Origin of the sequence: Maricaulis sp. MIT060901 (genome assembly GCF_047123815.1) — a bacterium.
In the GTDB taxonomy this organism is placed as follows: domain Bacteria; phylum Pseudomonadota; class Alphaproteobacteria; order Caulobacterales; family Maricaulaceae; genus Maricaulis.
In genome coordinates, this window is record NZ_CP138920.1 from 2998402 (window position 1) to 3013027 (window position 14626).

At 61.2% G+C, this 14626-nt stretch carries 17 protein-coding genes; 13 read left to right on the plus strand and 4 right to left on the minus strand.

Annotated elements, in window-relative coordinates; translation table 11 throughout:
- Positions 1 to 46 precede the first annotated feature (46 nt).
- From SIC17_RS14855 to SIC17_RS14865, 3 genes are all read left to right on the plus strand, one after another.
- Positions 47 to 463, plus strand: a complete 417-nt coding sequence (locus SIC17_RS14855; protein WP_291896355.1) for an MAPEG family protein — start codon at positions 47 to 49, stop codon at positions 461 to 463.
- Positions 460 to 831, plus strand: coding sequence for a DUF3088 family protein (locus SIC17_RS14860; protein WP_291896353.1), 372 nt, complete (start codon positions 460 to 462; stop codon positions 829 to 831). The genes SIC17_RS14855 and SIC17_RS14860 overlap by 4 nt, the downstream gene beginning before the upstream one ends.
- 121 nt (positions 832 to 952) lie before the next feature.
- On the plus strand, positions 953 to 2266 hold the full coding sequence (locus SIC17_RS14865) for an RsmB/NOP family class I SAM-dependent RNA methyltransferase (RefSeq protein WP_412545856.1): 1314 nt from the start codon (positions 953 to 955) through the stop codon (positions 2264 to 2266).
- Here the strand turns inward: SIC17_RS14865 and SIC17_RS14870 are convergent.
- Both SIC17_RS14870 and SIC17_RS14875 read right to left on the minus strand, forming a co-directional pair.
- Complete coding sequence (locus SIC17_RS14870; protein ID WP_412545857.1) at positions 2263 to 3288, minus strand: acyltransferase family protein; 1026 nt, start codon at positions 3286 to 3288, stop codon at positions 2263 to 2265. The genes SIC17_RS14865 and SIC17_RS14870 overlap by 4 nt on opposite strands.
- Positions 3289 to 3347: 59 nt before the next feature.
- Positions 3348 to 3947, minus strand: a complete 600-nt coding sequence (locus SIC17_RS14875) for a YceI family protein (protein WP_291896347.1) — start codon at positions 3945 to 3947, stop codon at positions 3348 to 3350.
- A gap of 123 nt (positions 3948 to 4070) precedes the next feature.
- Here SIC17_RS14875 and guaA point away from each other — a divergent pair, with 123 nt between their 5' ends.
- Both guaA and SIC17_RS14885 read left to right on the plus strand, forming a co-directional pair.
- Entirely contained in the window at positions 4071 to 5633 is a 1563-nt protein-coding gene (gene guaA, locus SIC17_RS14880) for a glutamine-hydrolyzing GMP synthase (RefSeq protein ID WP_412545858.1), read from the plus strand.
- Between the two features lie 15 nt (positions 5634 to 5648).
- On the plus strand, positions 5649 to 6014 hold the full coding sequence (locus SIC17_RS14885) for a hypothetical protein (protein WP_412545859.1): 366 nt from the start codon (positions 5649 to 5651) through the stop codon (positions 6012 to 6014).
- 457 nt (positions 6015 to 6471) lie between these two features.
- On the opposite strand, the gene SIC17_RS14890 is transcribed toward SIC17_RS14885, so the two are convergent.
- On the minus strand, positions 6472 to 6951 hold the full coding sequence (locus SIC17_RS14890; protein WP_291900899.1) for a glutathione peroxidase: 480 nt from the start codon (positions 6949 to 6951) through the stop codon (positions 6472 to 6474).
- A 150-nt stretch (positions 6952 to 7101) separates the two neighbouring features.
- On the opposite strand from SIC17_RS14890, the gene SIC17_RS14895 reads away from it, so the two are divergent.
- Genes SIC17_RS14895 through SIC17_RS14920 form a run of 6 tightly spaced genes read left to right on the plus strand, consistent with a single transcriptional unit; the run spans position 7102 to position 10347 of the window.
- Positions 7102 to 7629 (plus strand): ATP-binding cassette domain-containing protein, encoded by a 528-nt coding sequence (locus SIC17_RS14895; RefSeq protein WP_412545860.1) that lies wholly within the window; start codon positions 7102 to 7104, stop codon positions 7627 to 7629.
- Positions 7626 to 8678, plus strand: coding sequence for an ATP-binding cassette domain-containing protein (locus SIC17_RS14900; RefSeq protein WP_412545861.1), 1053 nt, complete (start codon positions 7626 to 7628; stop codon positions 8676 to 8678). The genes SIC17_RS14895 and SIC17_RS14900 overlap by 4 nt, the downstream gene beginning before the upstream one ends.
- A gap of 55 nt (positions 8679 to 8733) precedes the next feature.
- Entirely contained in the window at positions 8734 to 9237 is a 504-nt protein-coding gene (locus SIC17_RS14905) for a MarR family winged helix-turn-helix transcriptional regulator (protein ID WP_412545862.1), read from the plus strand.
- Entirely contained in the window at positions 9234 to 9914 is a 681-nt protein-coding gene (locus SIC17_RS14910) for a GNAT family N-acetyltransferase (RefSeq protein ID WP_412545863.1), read from the plus strand. Before SIC17_RS14905 ends, SIC17_RS14910 begins: the two co-directional genes overlap by 4 nt.
- A gap of 7 nt (positions 9915 to 9921) precedes the next feature.
- Positions 9922 to 10131, plus strand: coding sequence for a SlyX family protein (locus SIC17_RS14915; protein ID WP_412545864.1), 210 nt, complete (start codon positions 9922 to 9924; stop codon positions 10129 to 10131).
- A gap of 9 nt (positions 10132 to 10140) precedes the next feature.
- On the plus strand, positions 10141 to 10347 hold the full coding sequence (locus tag SIC17_RS14920) for a hypothetical protein (RefSeq protein WP_291896330.1): 207 nt from the start codon (positions 10141 to 10143) through the stop codon (positions 10345 to 10347).
- Here SIC17_RS14920 and SIC17_RS14925 read toward each other — a convergent pair.
- Positions 10344 to 11858 (minus strand): LytR/AlgR family response regulator transcription factor, encoded by a 1515-nt coding sequence (locus SIC17_RS14925; protein WP_412545865.1) that lies wholly within the window; start codon positions 11856 to 11858, stop codon positions 10344 to 10346. The genes SIC17_RS14920 and SIC17_RS14925 overlap by 4 nt on opposite strands.
- Positions 11859 to 11991: 133 nt before the next feature.
- Here SIC17_RS14925 and SIC17_RS14930 point away from each other — a divergent pair, with 133 nt between their 5' ends.
- Both SIC17_RS14930 and SIC17_RS14935 read left to right on the plus strand, forming a co-directional pair.
- Complete coding sequence (locus SIC17_RS14930) at positions 11992 to 13443, plus strand: alpha/beta fold hydrolase (RefSeq protein WP_412545866.1); 1452 nt, start codon at positions 11992 to 11994, stop codon at positions 13441 to 13443.
- A gap of 40 nt (positions 13444 to 13483) precedes the next feature.
- The gene (locus SIC17_RS14935) at positions 13484 to 14566 is read left to right on the plus strand and encodes a glutathione S-transferase N-terminal domain-containing protein (RefSeq protein WP_412545867.1); all 1083 of its coding nucleotides are present in this window, start codon (positions 13484 to 13486) and stop codon (positions 14564 to 14566) included.
- The last annotated feature ends 60 nt before the right edge of the window (positions 14567 to 14626 follow it).

The window sequence follows — 14626 nt, forward strand, 5'->3', positions numbered from 1 at the left end:
CTGAACTAGCGTTCGCGTACTCACCAACAGTTTCAAGGGTAATGCGATGTCTACTGCGCTTCTGACACCAGTTTTTGTCTATGTGGCCTTCTGTTTCGTGATCATCGGGATGATGGGCACGATGCGATTCAAGGCGATGTCTTCCGGCCAGGTCCGGGGGCGAAAGCTCAAGCTGGGCGAGCGCAACTGGCCCGAGCGTATCCAGCGTGTCTCCAATGTCGCCCAGAACCAGTGGGAAACGCCCATCCTGTTCTGGGGGGCAATCGCGACGGCGCTCATCCTCGAGCTCGACGCGCCGCTGCTGGTGCCGCTGGCCTGGTTTTTTGTCGTGACACGCCTAGTGCATGCCACCATCTATATCAGCGTCAACCACATCCTCTCGCGCTTCCTGAGCTTTGGCTTGGGACTGGTCACAATGGCCGCGATGTGGGTCGTAATTGCCCTGGAGGTCTTCAGCCGATGATGCAAGAGCAACCGCCGATCGATACCGGCAAGGACATCCTGATCCTGCTGACTGGCAGCTGGGTCAATGAGGAGACGGGCGAGGAGCGCCTGTGTCCGGACGCCTGCCTGGTTGAAGGGGCGATGTTGCTCAACCCGCATTGGGCGGACGCGGTGACGATCATTCGTGTTGATTATCCGCGCCCGCGCCAGCCGGTCATCGATCTGCTGGACGAAGATAACCAGAATGCCCCGACGCTGATCCTGGCCGCTGATGCCAAGGCCCACCAGGCGGTCGAGGCCGAGGTCAATGGTCGCCGCATCATGACCGACCCGAAAACCATTTGTCGGCAACTGGCCGCCAGCCATGGCGGTTCAAGACCGGCTTAAGTTTCTATTTTCCCCCTCCAGGGGGAAGTCCCGAGCATGCGAGGGAGAGGGGGCGGTCCCCCTTCAATTTCGCTGCGCTCAACCACTTCCCCCTAGAGGGGGAAGATAAAGGATATTGCCCATGAGAGACGGTGGACGCATCGCTGCAGCGATTGAGATCCTGGACACGCTTCAGACCCGGCACCAGCCGGTCAAGGACGCTGTGCGGGACTGGGGCAAGGCGCACCGGTTTGCGGGATCCGGCGACCGGGCGTGGATTGGCGGGCTGGTGCTCGATGCACTGCGCCACAAGCTTTCGGTCTCCCATGCCATGCAGGACGACAGCGCGCGCGCCCTGGCGCTGGGAACAGCTGGCCGGGTCTGGGGCATGCGCGCGGACGAGCTGGACGAGATTTTCGACGGTGATGAGCACGCTCCGGAAAAGCTGAGCGAAGCCGAGCGCGAAGGGCTGGTCCGCGACATTTCCGATGCGCCGATGTTTGTCCGAGGCGACTTCCCCGAATGGCTGGAAGAAAGCCTGGTTCGTGCTTTCGGCGATGCGGCTGCGGAGGAGGGGCGCCTCCTGTCCTCGCGCGCTCCGGTCGATCTGAGGGTGAATGAAGTCAAGACTAATTTTGAGCGCGCTTTCAAAGAGGTGTCGAGCAAAATTAAAGCAGTTTCCGAATCCTCTCTGACCCGGCTCGGCCTACGCATTCCGCTGCGTGATCCGCGGGCGAAGTCTGCGTCAGCTGATAGCATTCCCGCCTATGGCAAGGGCTGGGTCGAGGTGCAGGATCTGGGATCCCAGGTCGCAGCACTCGCGGCGGCACCGAAAGAGGGCATGAACATCCTCGATTACTGTGCGGGCGCCGGCGGCAAGACGCTGGCCCTGTCGGCCTTGCTCAACAATACCGGCCAGGTGCATGCCTGGGATCTGGACTGGCGTCGTCTGCGGGCCATCTGGCCGCGCCTCAAGCGCGCTGGCACACGAAATGTTCAGGTGCATGATGGCAAGGAAAACGAGGTGTTAGAGCCGTTTGTTGATGCCATGGATGTGGTCTTCTGTGATGCGCCGTGCACCGGAACCGGCACCTGGCGCCGTCGCCCGGACGCCAAATGGCGACTCAAATCCACCGCCCTTGAACGCCGCATGAGCGAACAGGACACCGTCCTCAACAAGGCCCAGCGCTACGTCAAACCCGGCGGCCGTCTGGTTTATGTGACCTGTTCCGTCCTGCCGGAGGAGAACGGTGATCGTGTCCAAGCCTTCCTCGACACCGGCGCAGCCTTCAAGCCAGTTTCCGCCCTGGAGGTCATCCAGTCCTCCGGCGGACTCGCCGCGGACGCCACCGAAACGCTGAAGGCCTGTGAGACGGATCATGGTGCACTTCAGCTTTCGCCCGGGCGGACGGATACGGATGGTTTCTACATCTGTGTGCTGGAGCGCGAGGGCTAACGTCCTGTCAGCTTGCCAATCACGCCGCGACCGAGCTTGAGAAGCGGTTTCTCGATCAGGTAAAAGCTGAGAGCACCATAGACCAGGGCGGCCGAGATCAGGACCAGATAGGCGAGCACGCCTGTCAGCGGAAGTGCGGTCAGGACCGGAGCGGCCAGCCTGGCCAGCACACCGATGACCAGCAGGTGGCTGAGATACGTTGAATAGGACCAGTCGCCCAGCTTTATGGCGATGTCGGGCAGTTTGGGCTTGAACGCCAGGAGCGCCCAGACAATGCCGACCGCAAGCGGAGCGAACATGCCGACGCGCAGGCTGACCTGGGCGAAACCTTGCAATCCGTCGATCTGGGTGAACCAGCCGGCGAGGCCCAGACCGGAGATCAGGAGAGCCAGCCCGATCCATTTGAATTTCTCTGCCCACTTGAACCCTTCAGCCAGAGCGACACCGGCCAGGAAGAGCAGGTTGAACGGGCTCAAAAGGAGCTTGCCCCATTCCGGCCAGCCTGATTGTCCGAGGAAGACGAAGATCAGGGTCACAAGTCCCCAGACGCCAAGAACGGGCAACCGAAGCCGGCTTGGTAGGAACAGAAGCAGTCCATAGATCAGGTAGAAGTACAGCTCATGCGTCAGCGTCCAGCCGACCGCGAGGACCGGGTAGGCGCCAGTCGGCAGGAGGGTAAGCGTATTGACCCAGTCGAAGGTCGCGGCATCACGGCTGAGCGCATCGCCCATCACTGCATAACCACCCAGTGCCGCAAGCGTATACAGCCAATAGATAGGATAGATGCGGTTGAGCCGTTTGAGGAAATAGCCGGCATCCGGTTTCTCTGCCTGGCGGTAGAGATGATGGATGATGAAGCCGGAAATCACGAAAAACACATCGACCCCGGCGAACCCGATATAGGCCAGGTCCCCGATCAGGGCTGGTCCCATGAAACGTTCCTGCGCCTGATGGACGTGGCCGATAATCACCATGAGGACGGCGAGGCCGCGCAGGGCCTGGAGTTCGACGATGGATTTCACGCTGGACCTGTAAACTGGCTGAACGGTACTTGATGTGTCGGGGGAGGATTGCTTTAGCGTTAGCCGCGCTGAAACTCGATCACGAAACTGACCGGTACCTCGCGTGTAATGCTGTCCAGTCCGGCCAGCTCCTGCAGCGTGTCGATCCCATCCATCAATTCCAAGGCGAGGGCGTTCACTTCAACTGGCTGGGCGCTTTCAACCCGCACGCGATCGGTGTCGAGACGGGTGATGCGAACCGGGGCGACGAGGTCGAGCGGGATCTCGCGCATGGTCAGGGTGATCGGCAGCTCATCATCTCGCGAGGCGCCGACAGCCATGTCTTCAAGAGCGGCCAGGTCATAGCTGGCGCTGATCACGGCAATCGGGTGATCGGCGGTCTGGAACAGGTGTTCGCGAATGCGCTCATTGCGGATGTCGATGAAGGTCTCGACACTGTCCATCTCCAGCGCGATGTGTACCGAGCCGAGCGCGTTGGCGAATCCGGAAATGCCGGACAGTTCGTGTGTCTCGTCCACATCGCCGTTTTTGACGGTCACAAAGGAGAGGCTCGATTCGCTTTCGATGATCGTCCAGTCCCCCGCGGAAACATCGGTCTGCGGCTGCGAACAGGCGGCCAGAACAGACAAGCCGGCGAGGGCGGTAATGAGCGTGCGCATGAGAATCTCCGGCGACAGGAAAGGACGGCAGGCGCCAATCTAGCCCATCTCGGCAAATCCGCCATGTCGATATGAGGAGATTCCCCACTGGAATTTCAAACTGACTCGCGCTATCGGCTCGCCATGACGACTGATACCCACGAAAAACTCCTCATCATCGACTTCGGCAGCCAGGTCACCCAGCTGATCGCCCGACGTGTCCGCGAGAGCGGCGTCTTCTGCGAAGTCCATCCCTACAATCGCGCTGATGCCGCTTTCATCGACAGCTATGATCCCAAGGCGATCATCCTGTCGGGGTCGCCGCATTCGACCCATTGGGACAATTCCCCGCGCGCAGACGAGAGCGTGTTCACACGCGGTCTGCCGGTACTGGGCATTTGTTACGGCGAACAGACCATGTGCGCCCAGCTGGGCGGTGCGGTTGAAGCCTCCGACGAGCGCGAGTTTGGCCGGGCCGATATCACCATCAAGGCGGACAGTCCGCTGTTTGATGGTCTCGGCGGCATCGGTCACGAGGAACGTGTCTGGATGAGCCATGGCGACCGCGTCTCCGCCATTCCGGACGGGTTTGAAGTCATAGCCACCTCCGGCAATGCGCCCTATGCGGCGATCGCTAACGAGGCGCGCAAATTCTACGGCGTGCAATTCCACCCGGAAGTCGTGCACACGCCTCGTGGTGCCGAACTGCTCAAGAACTTCACCCACAAGATCGCCGGCTTTGCCGGCGACTGGTCCATGGCCAGCTTCAAGGATGAAGCCATCGCCAAGGTCCGCGCCCAGGTCGGTGACAAGCGTGTGATCTGTGGCCTCTCTGGCGGTGTCGACAGCTCGGTCGTGGCCGTGCTGCTGCACGAAGCCATCGGTGATCAGCTGACCTGTGTATTCGTGGACACGGGCCTGATGCGCCAGGGCGAAGCCGACCAGGTCGTCTCCCTGTTCAAGGAGCACTACAATATCCCACTCATCCATGCCGACGAGGAGGCGCTCTTCCTCGACGCCCTGGCCGGCGTGGACGACCCGGAAGTCAAGCGCAAGACGATTGGCAAGCTGTTCATTGATGTTTTTGACGCCAAGGCGAAAGAAGCCGGTGGGGCGGATTTCCTCGCCCAGGGCACGCTGTATCCGGACGTCATCGAGAGTGTCAGCTTTGATGGCGGCCCGTCCGTTACCATCAAGTCCCACCACAATGTGGGTGGTCTGCCGGCACGCATGAAAATGGATCTGGTCGAGCCGCTGCGCGAGCTGTTCAAGGACGAGGTTCGTGCCCTGGGTCGCGAGCTGGGTCTGCCGGAAGCCTTTGTGGGCCGTCATCCCTTCCCGGGACCGGGGCTGGCCATTCGTATTCCCGGTGAGATCACCAAGGAAAAGGCGGATATCCTGCGCAAGGCCGACGCGATCTATATCGACGAGATCAAGAAGGCCGGTCTGTACGACGAGATCTGGCAGGCCTTCGCGGTCCTGCTGCCCGTGCGCACCGTTGGCGTGATGGGCGATGAACGCACCTATGACCACGTCCTCGCCCTGCGCGCGGTGACCTCGGTCGACGGCATGACGGCGGATTACTACCCGTTCGAGCACGACTTCCTGTCCCGCACCGCAACCCGCATCATCAACGAGGTCCGCGGCGTCAACCGGGTCGTCTATGACGTGACCTCGAAGCCTCCGGGGACGATTGAGTGGGAGTGATTCTCCCTAGCTAATATGACTAAAAATCAGCAGGATAGACTTGCTGTTCTGGAACGGCCTGACTGGGCAACCTACAGGCCGGAAATGACGCATTGGCAGGCGTCCAATCTTCTCGACGCGGCGCTGGAGGCGGCGCGCGATGTTCCAGTATCGCGTCTCGCACGTCTGCTTCTTTGGGCGAGCAGCGATGTTGATCTTGTTCGGTCTAAACTGATCTCGGTTATCGCGGTCAGATGGTGGAGTGGCATAGAAGATGCGATCTCATCACTGCCGCCTAATGATCGCTCAAGACACACGAAGGCTTTTAGCCAATCATCGGGATTATCGGCGCTCGGCAAGCCTGCCTTTTTAGTCGCAGAAGAAAGCGACCCTCTGACCTAGACCTATATTTGGGCACGGCTTGAGGCTTTGGGGCGCCGTGACCCGGTCGACCGGTTTCCACATCTAGACCCCGAAGACAGCTATGTCGCTGATGGCGTGAGATGGCAAATCGTGCGGTACTCGAGGCGTTGGAAAACGGATGCTGTTTATCGCAAAACAGTGTTGGCGGAACGGAGCAAGTTTCGTCGTGATCATTCAGCTCATTGATGATGCAGCTTGCGGCGCAGATTCCGCCGCTTATTCGAGTGTCACTACCAGGGCCGAAAATTTCTATTGCGGGTTCGCCGCGCACCCTTTCCGATCCGCTGCTGCGCACCGGCCCACCCCGGATCAAATCCGGGGCAGGCTCTTTCCCATCAAGGGAAAGGAGAGGCGACTGGTTCCCCACCTCGCCCTTGATGGGCGAGGTGGATTGCGGCGCAGCCGCAAGACGGAGTGGGTGCGCGCCGAAGGCGCTCTAAAGCAAAGCCTCGATCTCCGAGCGCAATTGTTCCGGCGTATCCTGCGGGCCAAAGCGCTTGACGACATTGCCCTCGCGATCGACGAGGAATTTGGTGAAGTTCCACTTGATCGACTTTGACCCCATCAGGCCTTTCGCCTCCGACTTGAGATACTCGTAGAGCGGTGCGGTATTGGGGCCGTTGACCTCGATCTTGGCGAACATGGGGAAGCTGACGTCGTAGGTCAGCTTGCAGAAATTGGCGATTTCCTCGGCATCGCCCGGTTCCTGCTTGCCGAACTGGTTGCAGGGGAAGCCGAGCACGCTGAGGCCTTTTTCGCCCAGCTCGTCATGCAGTTTTTCCAGGCCTTCATATTGCGGGGTGAAGCCGCACTTGGAGGCGGTGTTGACGATCAGCATGACCTGGCCCTTGAAATCGGCCAGGGCGCGGTCTTCGCCGGAAAGGGTCTGGGCATTGAAATCGTAGATCTGGCTCACAGGGCTGTCCTTGTTTTTAGAGGCGGGCAAGATTGACTTTAGCGTGCCTTGATTAGATAAGCGCCATCGCAGCGAGTAAAGGAGACGCGCACATGAAGCAGCACCTGCAGTTCGAAACCCGTCCGATTGCAGCCGTCGCCGAGAACCTTCATGTCCGCCTTGCTTACTCTCGATTCCCTTTCCCTGACCACGCCTGACGCCAGGCCGCTTTTTTCCGACCTGTCCCTGACCCTGGGCCATGAGCGCATAGGCCTGGTGGGGCGCAATGGCTGTGGCAAATCCTCCTTGTTGCAGGTAATCGCCGGCCGACAGCGTCCGGCGGGCGGTCATGTGCGGCGTTTCGGCCGGGTTGGACTGCTTGAACAGCGCCTCGAGGTCCAGGGCCTCAGCTGGGCAGAAGGCCTTGGCGTTGGCGAGGACTGGCAACGCCTCAAACGCATCGAGCGCGGCAAGCCCCTTGCAGACGATATCGAACTGGCGGTCTGGGACTTGGAAAGCCGTATCGAAACCTGCCTGCGCGACATGGATTTGCCGGTTCGTAGCCTGGACAGTCCTTTGGAGGCCAGCAGTGGTGGCCAGCGTACTCGCCTGGCGCTGGCACGGCTGATATTGGCGCGGCCGGACGTGCTGTTGCTGGACGAGCCCACCAATAATCTCGACCCCGGGGACGAGCGTTGATCCTCCGGCTGGTCCGTGAATGGCGTGGCGGTCTGGTGCTGGCCAGTCATGACCGCGACCTCCTCGAACAGGTTGACCGCATTGTCGAGCTCAGTCCTGCTGGCTGTACGGTCACAGGCGGAGGCTGGTCGAGTTATGTCGCCGAGCGCGAGGCGCGTCGGGAAAGACTGGCCGAGGCCGTAGAGACCGCGCAGTCCGGATTGCGCCAGGCGAAATCCGCGGGTCAGCAAAGGGCCGAACGCAAGGCGCGATCGGACGGGCAGGGACGCGCTGCGCGCCGCTCCGGTTCCCAGAGCAAGCTGATCCTGAACGCCCAGCGTGAGCGGGCGCAGGGCACGGACAGCCGGGCAGTGGCCGCCAGTGCGCGCCAGATCAGCCAGGCCGAGGACGCGCTAAAACAGGCGCGCGAACAGCTGGACGTCATCACCCCGCTTCAGATCGCCATCCCGCCCAGCGGTCTGGTGGCCGGCCAGAATGTGCTGGAAATCGATAATGTCTCGCTGGAGCGGGGCGGGCGCGTCCTGTTCGAGGGGGTGAGCCTGGACATCACCGGGCCCGAGCGTGTGCAGGTGTGCGGGGCGAACGGTGCGGGCAAGAGCAGCCTGCTGGCCCTGGCGAGTGGAAGACTGGCGCCGTCTTCGGGCCGGGTCCAGCGGCATTTCCCCGTCGCCATTCTCGATCAGCATGTCGGATTTCTCGAGCCTCGCCAGAGCGTGCGCGAGAATTGCCAGCGTCTGAACCCGGAGCTGTTCGACAATGAAGTCCGCGCGGCCCTGGCGCGTTATGCCTTTCGCAATGACGCCGCGCTGAAACCGGCCGGGGTTTTGAGCGGCGGAGAGCGTATGCGCGCCGGACTGGCCTGTCTGTTCGCCGGCTCTGCGATGCCATCCTTGTTGATTCTCGACGAGCCCACCAATCACCTCGATATCGAGGCGGTGGAATTGCTGGAGGCCGCTTTGCAGGGGTTCGATGGTGCCTTGCTGATCGCCAGTCACGACAGGACTTTCATTTCTGCACTGGCGCCGGACCGCTGTATCGAGCTGGGTTAGGGCTTGACTTCCTGAATAAGCATAACAAGATATATATCAAGTTATGGAGGTCGTCATGGTCGAGGATTTTGTCGCAAGTTTTGGTCATACGGCACTGGGCACGCGCCTGAAACGATCGGGTATGGCCATGCAGGCCGTGGTCCAGAAATGGTTGCAGGCGCAGGGCTGCGAATTGCCTTCGGCGCAGATGCCGGTGCTGGCGGCATTGCATTTTCATAGCCCCAGATCCACGGGCGAGCTGGCGCAGATGCTGGTGATTGCCCAGCCGGGTGTGTCCCGCCTGATCGATCAGATGGAAAAGGGCGGCTGGGTTGTTTCCACGACGACCGATGCAGATCGCCGCGTCCGCCGGATCGCATTGTCTGAGAGTGGCAAGGTACTCGCGGCGCGCGCAGCCGAAGAGTTGTGGCCTGTGATAGATGCGGCCGTGACCGAGTTGTGCGGCGAGCTCGAGGGATCCTTCATCGACCAGATCTCTGCCCTTGAGGAGCGCCTGGCCGGCGGGGCGCTGGACGCCAGGCTCGACAGCATCTCGACCAAGCGGGAGCAAACATCATGACCCTGTTGGATCGACCGGTCTGGTTCAGCCTGATCACACATCATGAACGCTTTTCGAGGGGGGGCGATCTGGCCCGGCGTTTTCTGCCGGATGTGAACAAGTTCGTCTGTGGCGTCGATGATGGAGAGGCGGCGATGCAGGCGGCCGGCGCGCTGGTGGGGAAGGGTGAGGAAGCCTACTTCTTGCAGGTCCAGGAGATCCGCATTCCCGAGGGCTTGACCGTCACCTTCGAGGCGCTTGGCGTACAGATGGTGCGCGAGGACACGTCATTCCTGCCAGTCGACTCTTCGGACATGATTGCACTGGGGGATGATGACGCAGCCGAGATACTGGAGCTGGCAAGTTTGACCAAGCCCGGGCCCTTCCTGAGCCGGACGCACGAAATTGGTCAGTTCTGGGGTATCCGGATTGATGGCCGGCTTGCCGCCATGGCCGGTGAACGCATGCGTTTCCCAGGCTATACCGAGGTAAGCGGTGTGTGTGCGCATCCCGATTTTCGTGGTCGGGGCCTGGCCAAGAGACTGTCTGCGCATGTGACCAACGAGATCATCCGGCGCGGCGATATTCCCTTCCTGCATGCCTGGGCGGACAATGCGACAGCGATCGGCCTCTATGAAAGTCTCGGCTTTTCCATTAGGTGCCATGTCAATGCGGCGGTGGTTGAACGCGCCGATTGAGGCCGAAATGACAGATACAATCGATCAGCGCGTTGATGCGCTGGAAATGCACATCACTCACCAGGACCAGTCGATCGAGGACATGAATGCGGTCATCCTGGCCCAGGGCGAGGAAATTGAACGCCTGACCCGCCGGCTGAACAAGCTGATGGGCCGTGTTGGTGATCTCGAAGAATTTATGCCTGCGCCGGAAGCCAAAAAACCGCCGCACTGGTAGGAGCGTGACATGAGCAAGCTGATTACGAACGCCCTCTGGCTGGCCGCGATCTTTGCCTTTCCGATTCTGGCGCTGGCCTGGCGCGATGGTGGGCTGGATACCGAGCTGATCATCGCCCTGGTCCTGGCCGTGCCATTCGGGTTTGTCGTGGCGTTCGTGGGCGAACATGTGCGCAGTTTTCTCGAGCGAAAACTGCCGGAGCGTCGCGACGACTAACCTTCCGCCAGTGCGCTTCTCACCTTGGGCATGATGCGGCGGGAGACGGGGACTTCCTGGCCGTTGGACAGGAGCAGACGGCCGATCCCGCTGGCATCGCGTTCCAGGGCTGAGACAAAGGCCGTGTTGACGATGTGGGAGCGGTGCACACGCAGGAAGGTCGGCGGGAGGTCGCTCTCCAGCGCGGAGAGCCCGCCATTATAAAGCGAGGTCTTGCCGCCCTCGAGATGGACTTCGACATAATCGCCGGCGCCCTTGAACTGGGTGATGGTGTCGGTCGCAACATAGTCCACCCGCCCGCTGGAGACGAGCTGGATCTGTTCCGGAGCCGTACGCTGGCGGGCCTGAGCGAGGGCGAGTTCGAGCTTGTCGGCGCGAATGGCTTCCTCACGCTTTTCCCGTCTTGTGCGCACCAGTTCTGCAGCCTGTTGCTGGATCAGGAAGAGCAGCAGGCCGGCGAACGCGTAGAAGGCGTAGAAGTCGAGGAATTCGCCCTGGAAAACCAGTAGCAGCAGCGACATGCCAGCGCTGATCGCCAGATAGGTCATAGCTCCGGGTTTTTTCTGCCAGCTCCAGAGTGCACACCACGCAGCGGCGAAGAGACTTGCGGTCAGGAAGCCATAGCCGGCTTTGGAATCGAAACCCGGCGTGGTGAGTGCGATAGAGACGCAGACTGTAACCACGCCGCCAAGACGCAGGTAGCGCTGGACGGCGTTGAGGCCGGAAAAGCGCTGCATCAGCCAGGCGAGCAGGAGCAGACCCGTACAGACGGCGGCAACCGCGATGCTGATCAGGCGATAGTCGTGCCAGGGGTAGGGATAATACAGCAGGCCTCGGGCAGCCTCGGCGATAAGCTGGACGCCGGCCGCCAGCGCCAGCAGCGCCAGCAATAGGGGACCTTCGCGTTTTTCCTCGCGCAGTGCGACCACGCCGAAAAACACCAGGGCCAGCAGGAAGACACCAAAGGTGATCAGGGAAGGCCAGTAGGCTCCCAGGATCAGTAGGGTGGGATTGGAATATTCGCCGATACCGAGGGCATGCATGGGTGCGATAAGTTCGATCAGGCTGTGATGGCCCGACATCTCGACAATGATCTCGTTCTCGCCGGAGGTCAGGATTTCGCGTGGCACATAAAGCACCGCATCCATCAGCCCCGGGATCTCGCTGGCCCGGTCAGGTCCGGGAGTGCCATTGTTCTTGAGCTCATGCCCATTCACCCAGACCCGGCTGGACGCCTTGCCGGCGATGTAGAAGCCCAGCGGAGACTGCCCGTTCAGAATCGTGTCGCGCAGCGTGATGCTGGTCCGTAGCCAGAGATGCCGGCCCTGGGGATTGAGTTCTGTCAGCCCTGTCTCCTCGCACCCGGCGCCGGTGAAATCCGGCGGCGCGGCGTTCAGGCCATCGGCTGGGCAGATGATCGCGCCCTCGCTGTTGGCCCGCTGAAAGGTTTGCGCATTGGCGGCGGCGGGGAGGGTGACGAGAGAAAGGATGAGGAGGAGCAGACGAAACATGATCCGATCATAGCGCTGCCGGTTACCGGCGTCTCGCCGCTTGTTGTAAGCACGCTACCGTTCACCGATTCAGGCGTGATTTCCGGTGTTTGCGCGTGCTTGAAGGGTCTGGTCAAAGCTTGGAGCGATAACAATGAAAAACGGCTGGACCTGGATCAGCGCCCTGATGGCAAGCACGGTAATGAGCGCCGCAGCCCTGGCGCAGGCCGAAGAAAGCATCACCTTTGAAGCGGGCAATGGCGAAACAGTCGAGGCCTTTCGTGGTTCCTTTGACGTGCCCGAAAACCGCGCGGACCCGGACAGCCGCATGATCACCATTGGTTATGTGCGTTTCCCGTCCACGAGCGAAACCCCGGGTGATCCGATCGTTTATCTCGCCGGGGGCCCCGGTGGGACCGGTACGGGTACGGCACGTGGCCAGCGCTTCGCGCTCTTCATGTCGATGCGCGAACATGGCGATGTGATCGCCTATGACCAGCGTGGCACCGGCCTGTCCGAAAACGATCTGCCACGCTGCCAGTCCAGCTATGGCGGAGATGACCTCGCCCTGCAGACGGATGAAGAGTTTGCCCGGGACCAACGTGATGCCATCGAGGAATGTGGCGCTTTCTGGCGTGAGGCTGGTGTTGATCTCGATGGCTATACGACGCTTGAAAGCGCCCGGGACCTGTCGGACCTGCGCGAGCATCTCGGCGCCCAGCAGCTGGACCTGTGGGGGATCTCCTATGGTTCCCACCTGGCGCTGGCCGCCATCAAGGAAATTCCGGACGAGATCGACCAGGTCGTGCTGGCTTCGGTGGAAGGTCTGGACCAGACCGTGAAAATGCCGGCCCGTACGGATGCCTATTTTGGGCGTCTTCAGGCCGCAGTGAATTCCCAGCCGGCAGCCGCAGCACGCTATCCCGATATCGCCGGCATGGTTCGCCGTGTGCTTGGCCGGCTGGAAGCGGAGCCGATGCTGCTGGATATCCCGCAGCGTGACGGTTCCGTTGCCCAGCTGTTGGTGCAGCGCCACCATGCCCAGCAGTTCGCGTCCATGCTGATCTCCGATCCGCAGAACGCCGCTATCCTGCTAGCCCTGTTCGCTTCGCTGGATGCGGGCGATACACGCCTTTTGACGGGCCTGTTGCAGCGTTTCCATACGCCGAACGAGACTATCGGACTGCGGGCCATGCCGACGGCGATGGATATCGCGTCCGGTATCGACAGCGCTCGCCTGGCGGCCTTCCAGCGGGAAGCAGCAACCGGTCTTGTCGGCGGCTATCTCAACTTTCCGATGCCGCAGGTCTTCGGTGCCTGGGACGGGTTTGATCTGGGTGATGAATTCCGCGAGGCCCCGACGGGCGATGTAGAAGTGCTGGTCCTGTCCGGCACGCTGGATGGACGCACCTATGTTGAAAGCCAGGCCGAGGCTGTCGCCGGCCTGCTGAATGCCCACATCGTCACCGTCCACAATGCGGGCCACAACCTGTTCATGAGCTCGGATGAGATCCATGACACCATCCATGCCTTCATGCGCCGCGAGGGCGGTCTGGCCAGCGATATCACCGTTGATCTGCCGGACATGACGCAATTGCCGTTCTAGGCAACTCGCCTGTGGGGCGAGAATCGGGTCGAATGGACTCATGTCTCGCCCGCTCTACAGACTTTACGGCCTCAGGCTTTCCTATTTCACGGGAAAGCTTGAAGGCTATCTGCGCGCCAAGGGCGTGCCCTATGATTATGTGGAGATGGACACGGCCACTTTCCGTTCCTGCGCTGGCGAAACCGGCATCGCCCAGATGCCTCAGCTGGAATGTGAAGACGGCAGCTGGATGACGGACACCACCGACATCATCGCCCATTTCGAGGCCTACTGGCCCAATCCACGTTTCAAACCCGGCCCGCCCGCTGTGGCCTTTGCCAGCCTGTTGCTGGAGGATTTCTTTGATGAATGGCTGTGGCGTCCGGCGCTGTATTATCGCTGGGCCTTCAAGCCGGATACCGACCTGATGAGCGGTCAGCTTGCGGACGGCATGCTGCGCGACGTCAAGGCGCCACGCTTTCTGCGCCAACACTACATCCGCCGACGCCAGCAGAAACACTTTCTCAAACACGATGGCGTCACACCCGAAACCGCGCCGCTGATCGAGGCGTTCCTGCGCGAATTGCTGGAAATGCTGGAGACCGTGTTCGAGGACCGGCTCTTCCTGTTTGGCGATCGACCTTGTGAAGCCGATTTCGGCCTGTTCGGGTCGATGTTTCGTCATTTCTCCCACGACCCGACCCCGCATGCACTGCTGCGGGAGATCGCGCCGCACACGCTGAACTGGACGGCGCGGATGTGGGCGACTACGCCGGAGAGCCTGCGCGACAGTGTCGCTGCCCAGCGCATCCCGCCGGACCTGGGGCCGATCTTCTCGCTGCTGGGGCGCCAGTATCTGCCCTATCTGCACTACAACACGGTGGCGATGGCGACGGGGCAGGAGAGCGTGAGCTGGGAAGAGGAGGGCGTAACCTGGACGGTGCCGGTCAATCCCTACCGGGCACGCTGTCTCGAGGCGCTGAAGCTGCACTACGCCAAGCTGGAGGAGCCGGCCCAGAAAGTTATTCGCATCCTGGTGGGCGACAGCCATGCCATTCTGGCAGACACCAGCACAGCTGAAGTCGAACTGCCCGCACGACCGGACAAGAAGGCGCCGCTCGACCATCGCTGGCGCAAGGCCTAGCCCAGCACGCCGAGGCGTGGGCTGGCGTTGCTGAGAAAAATTTCAGCCCGCTGCATCCAA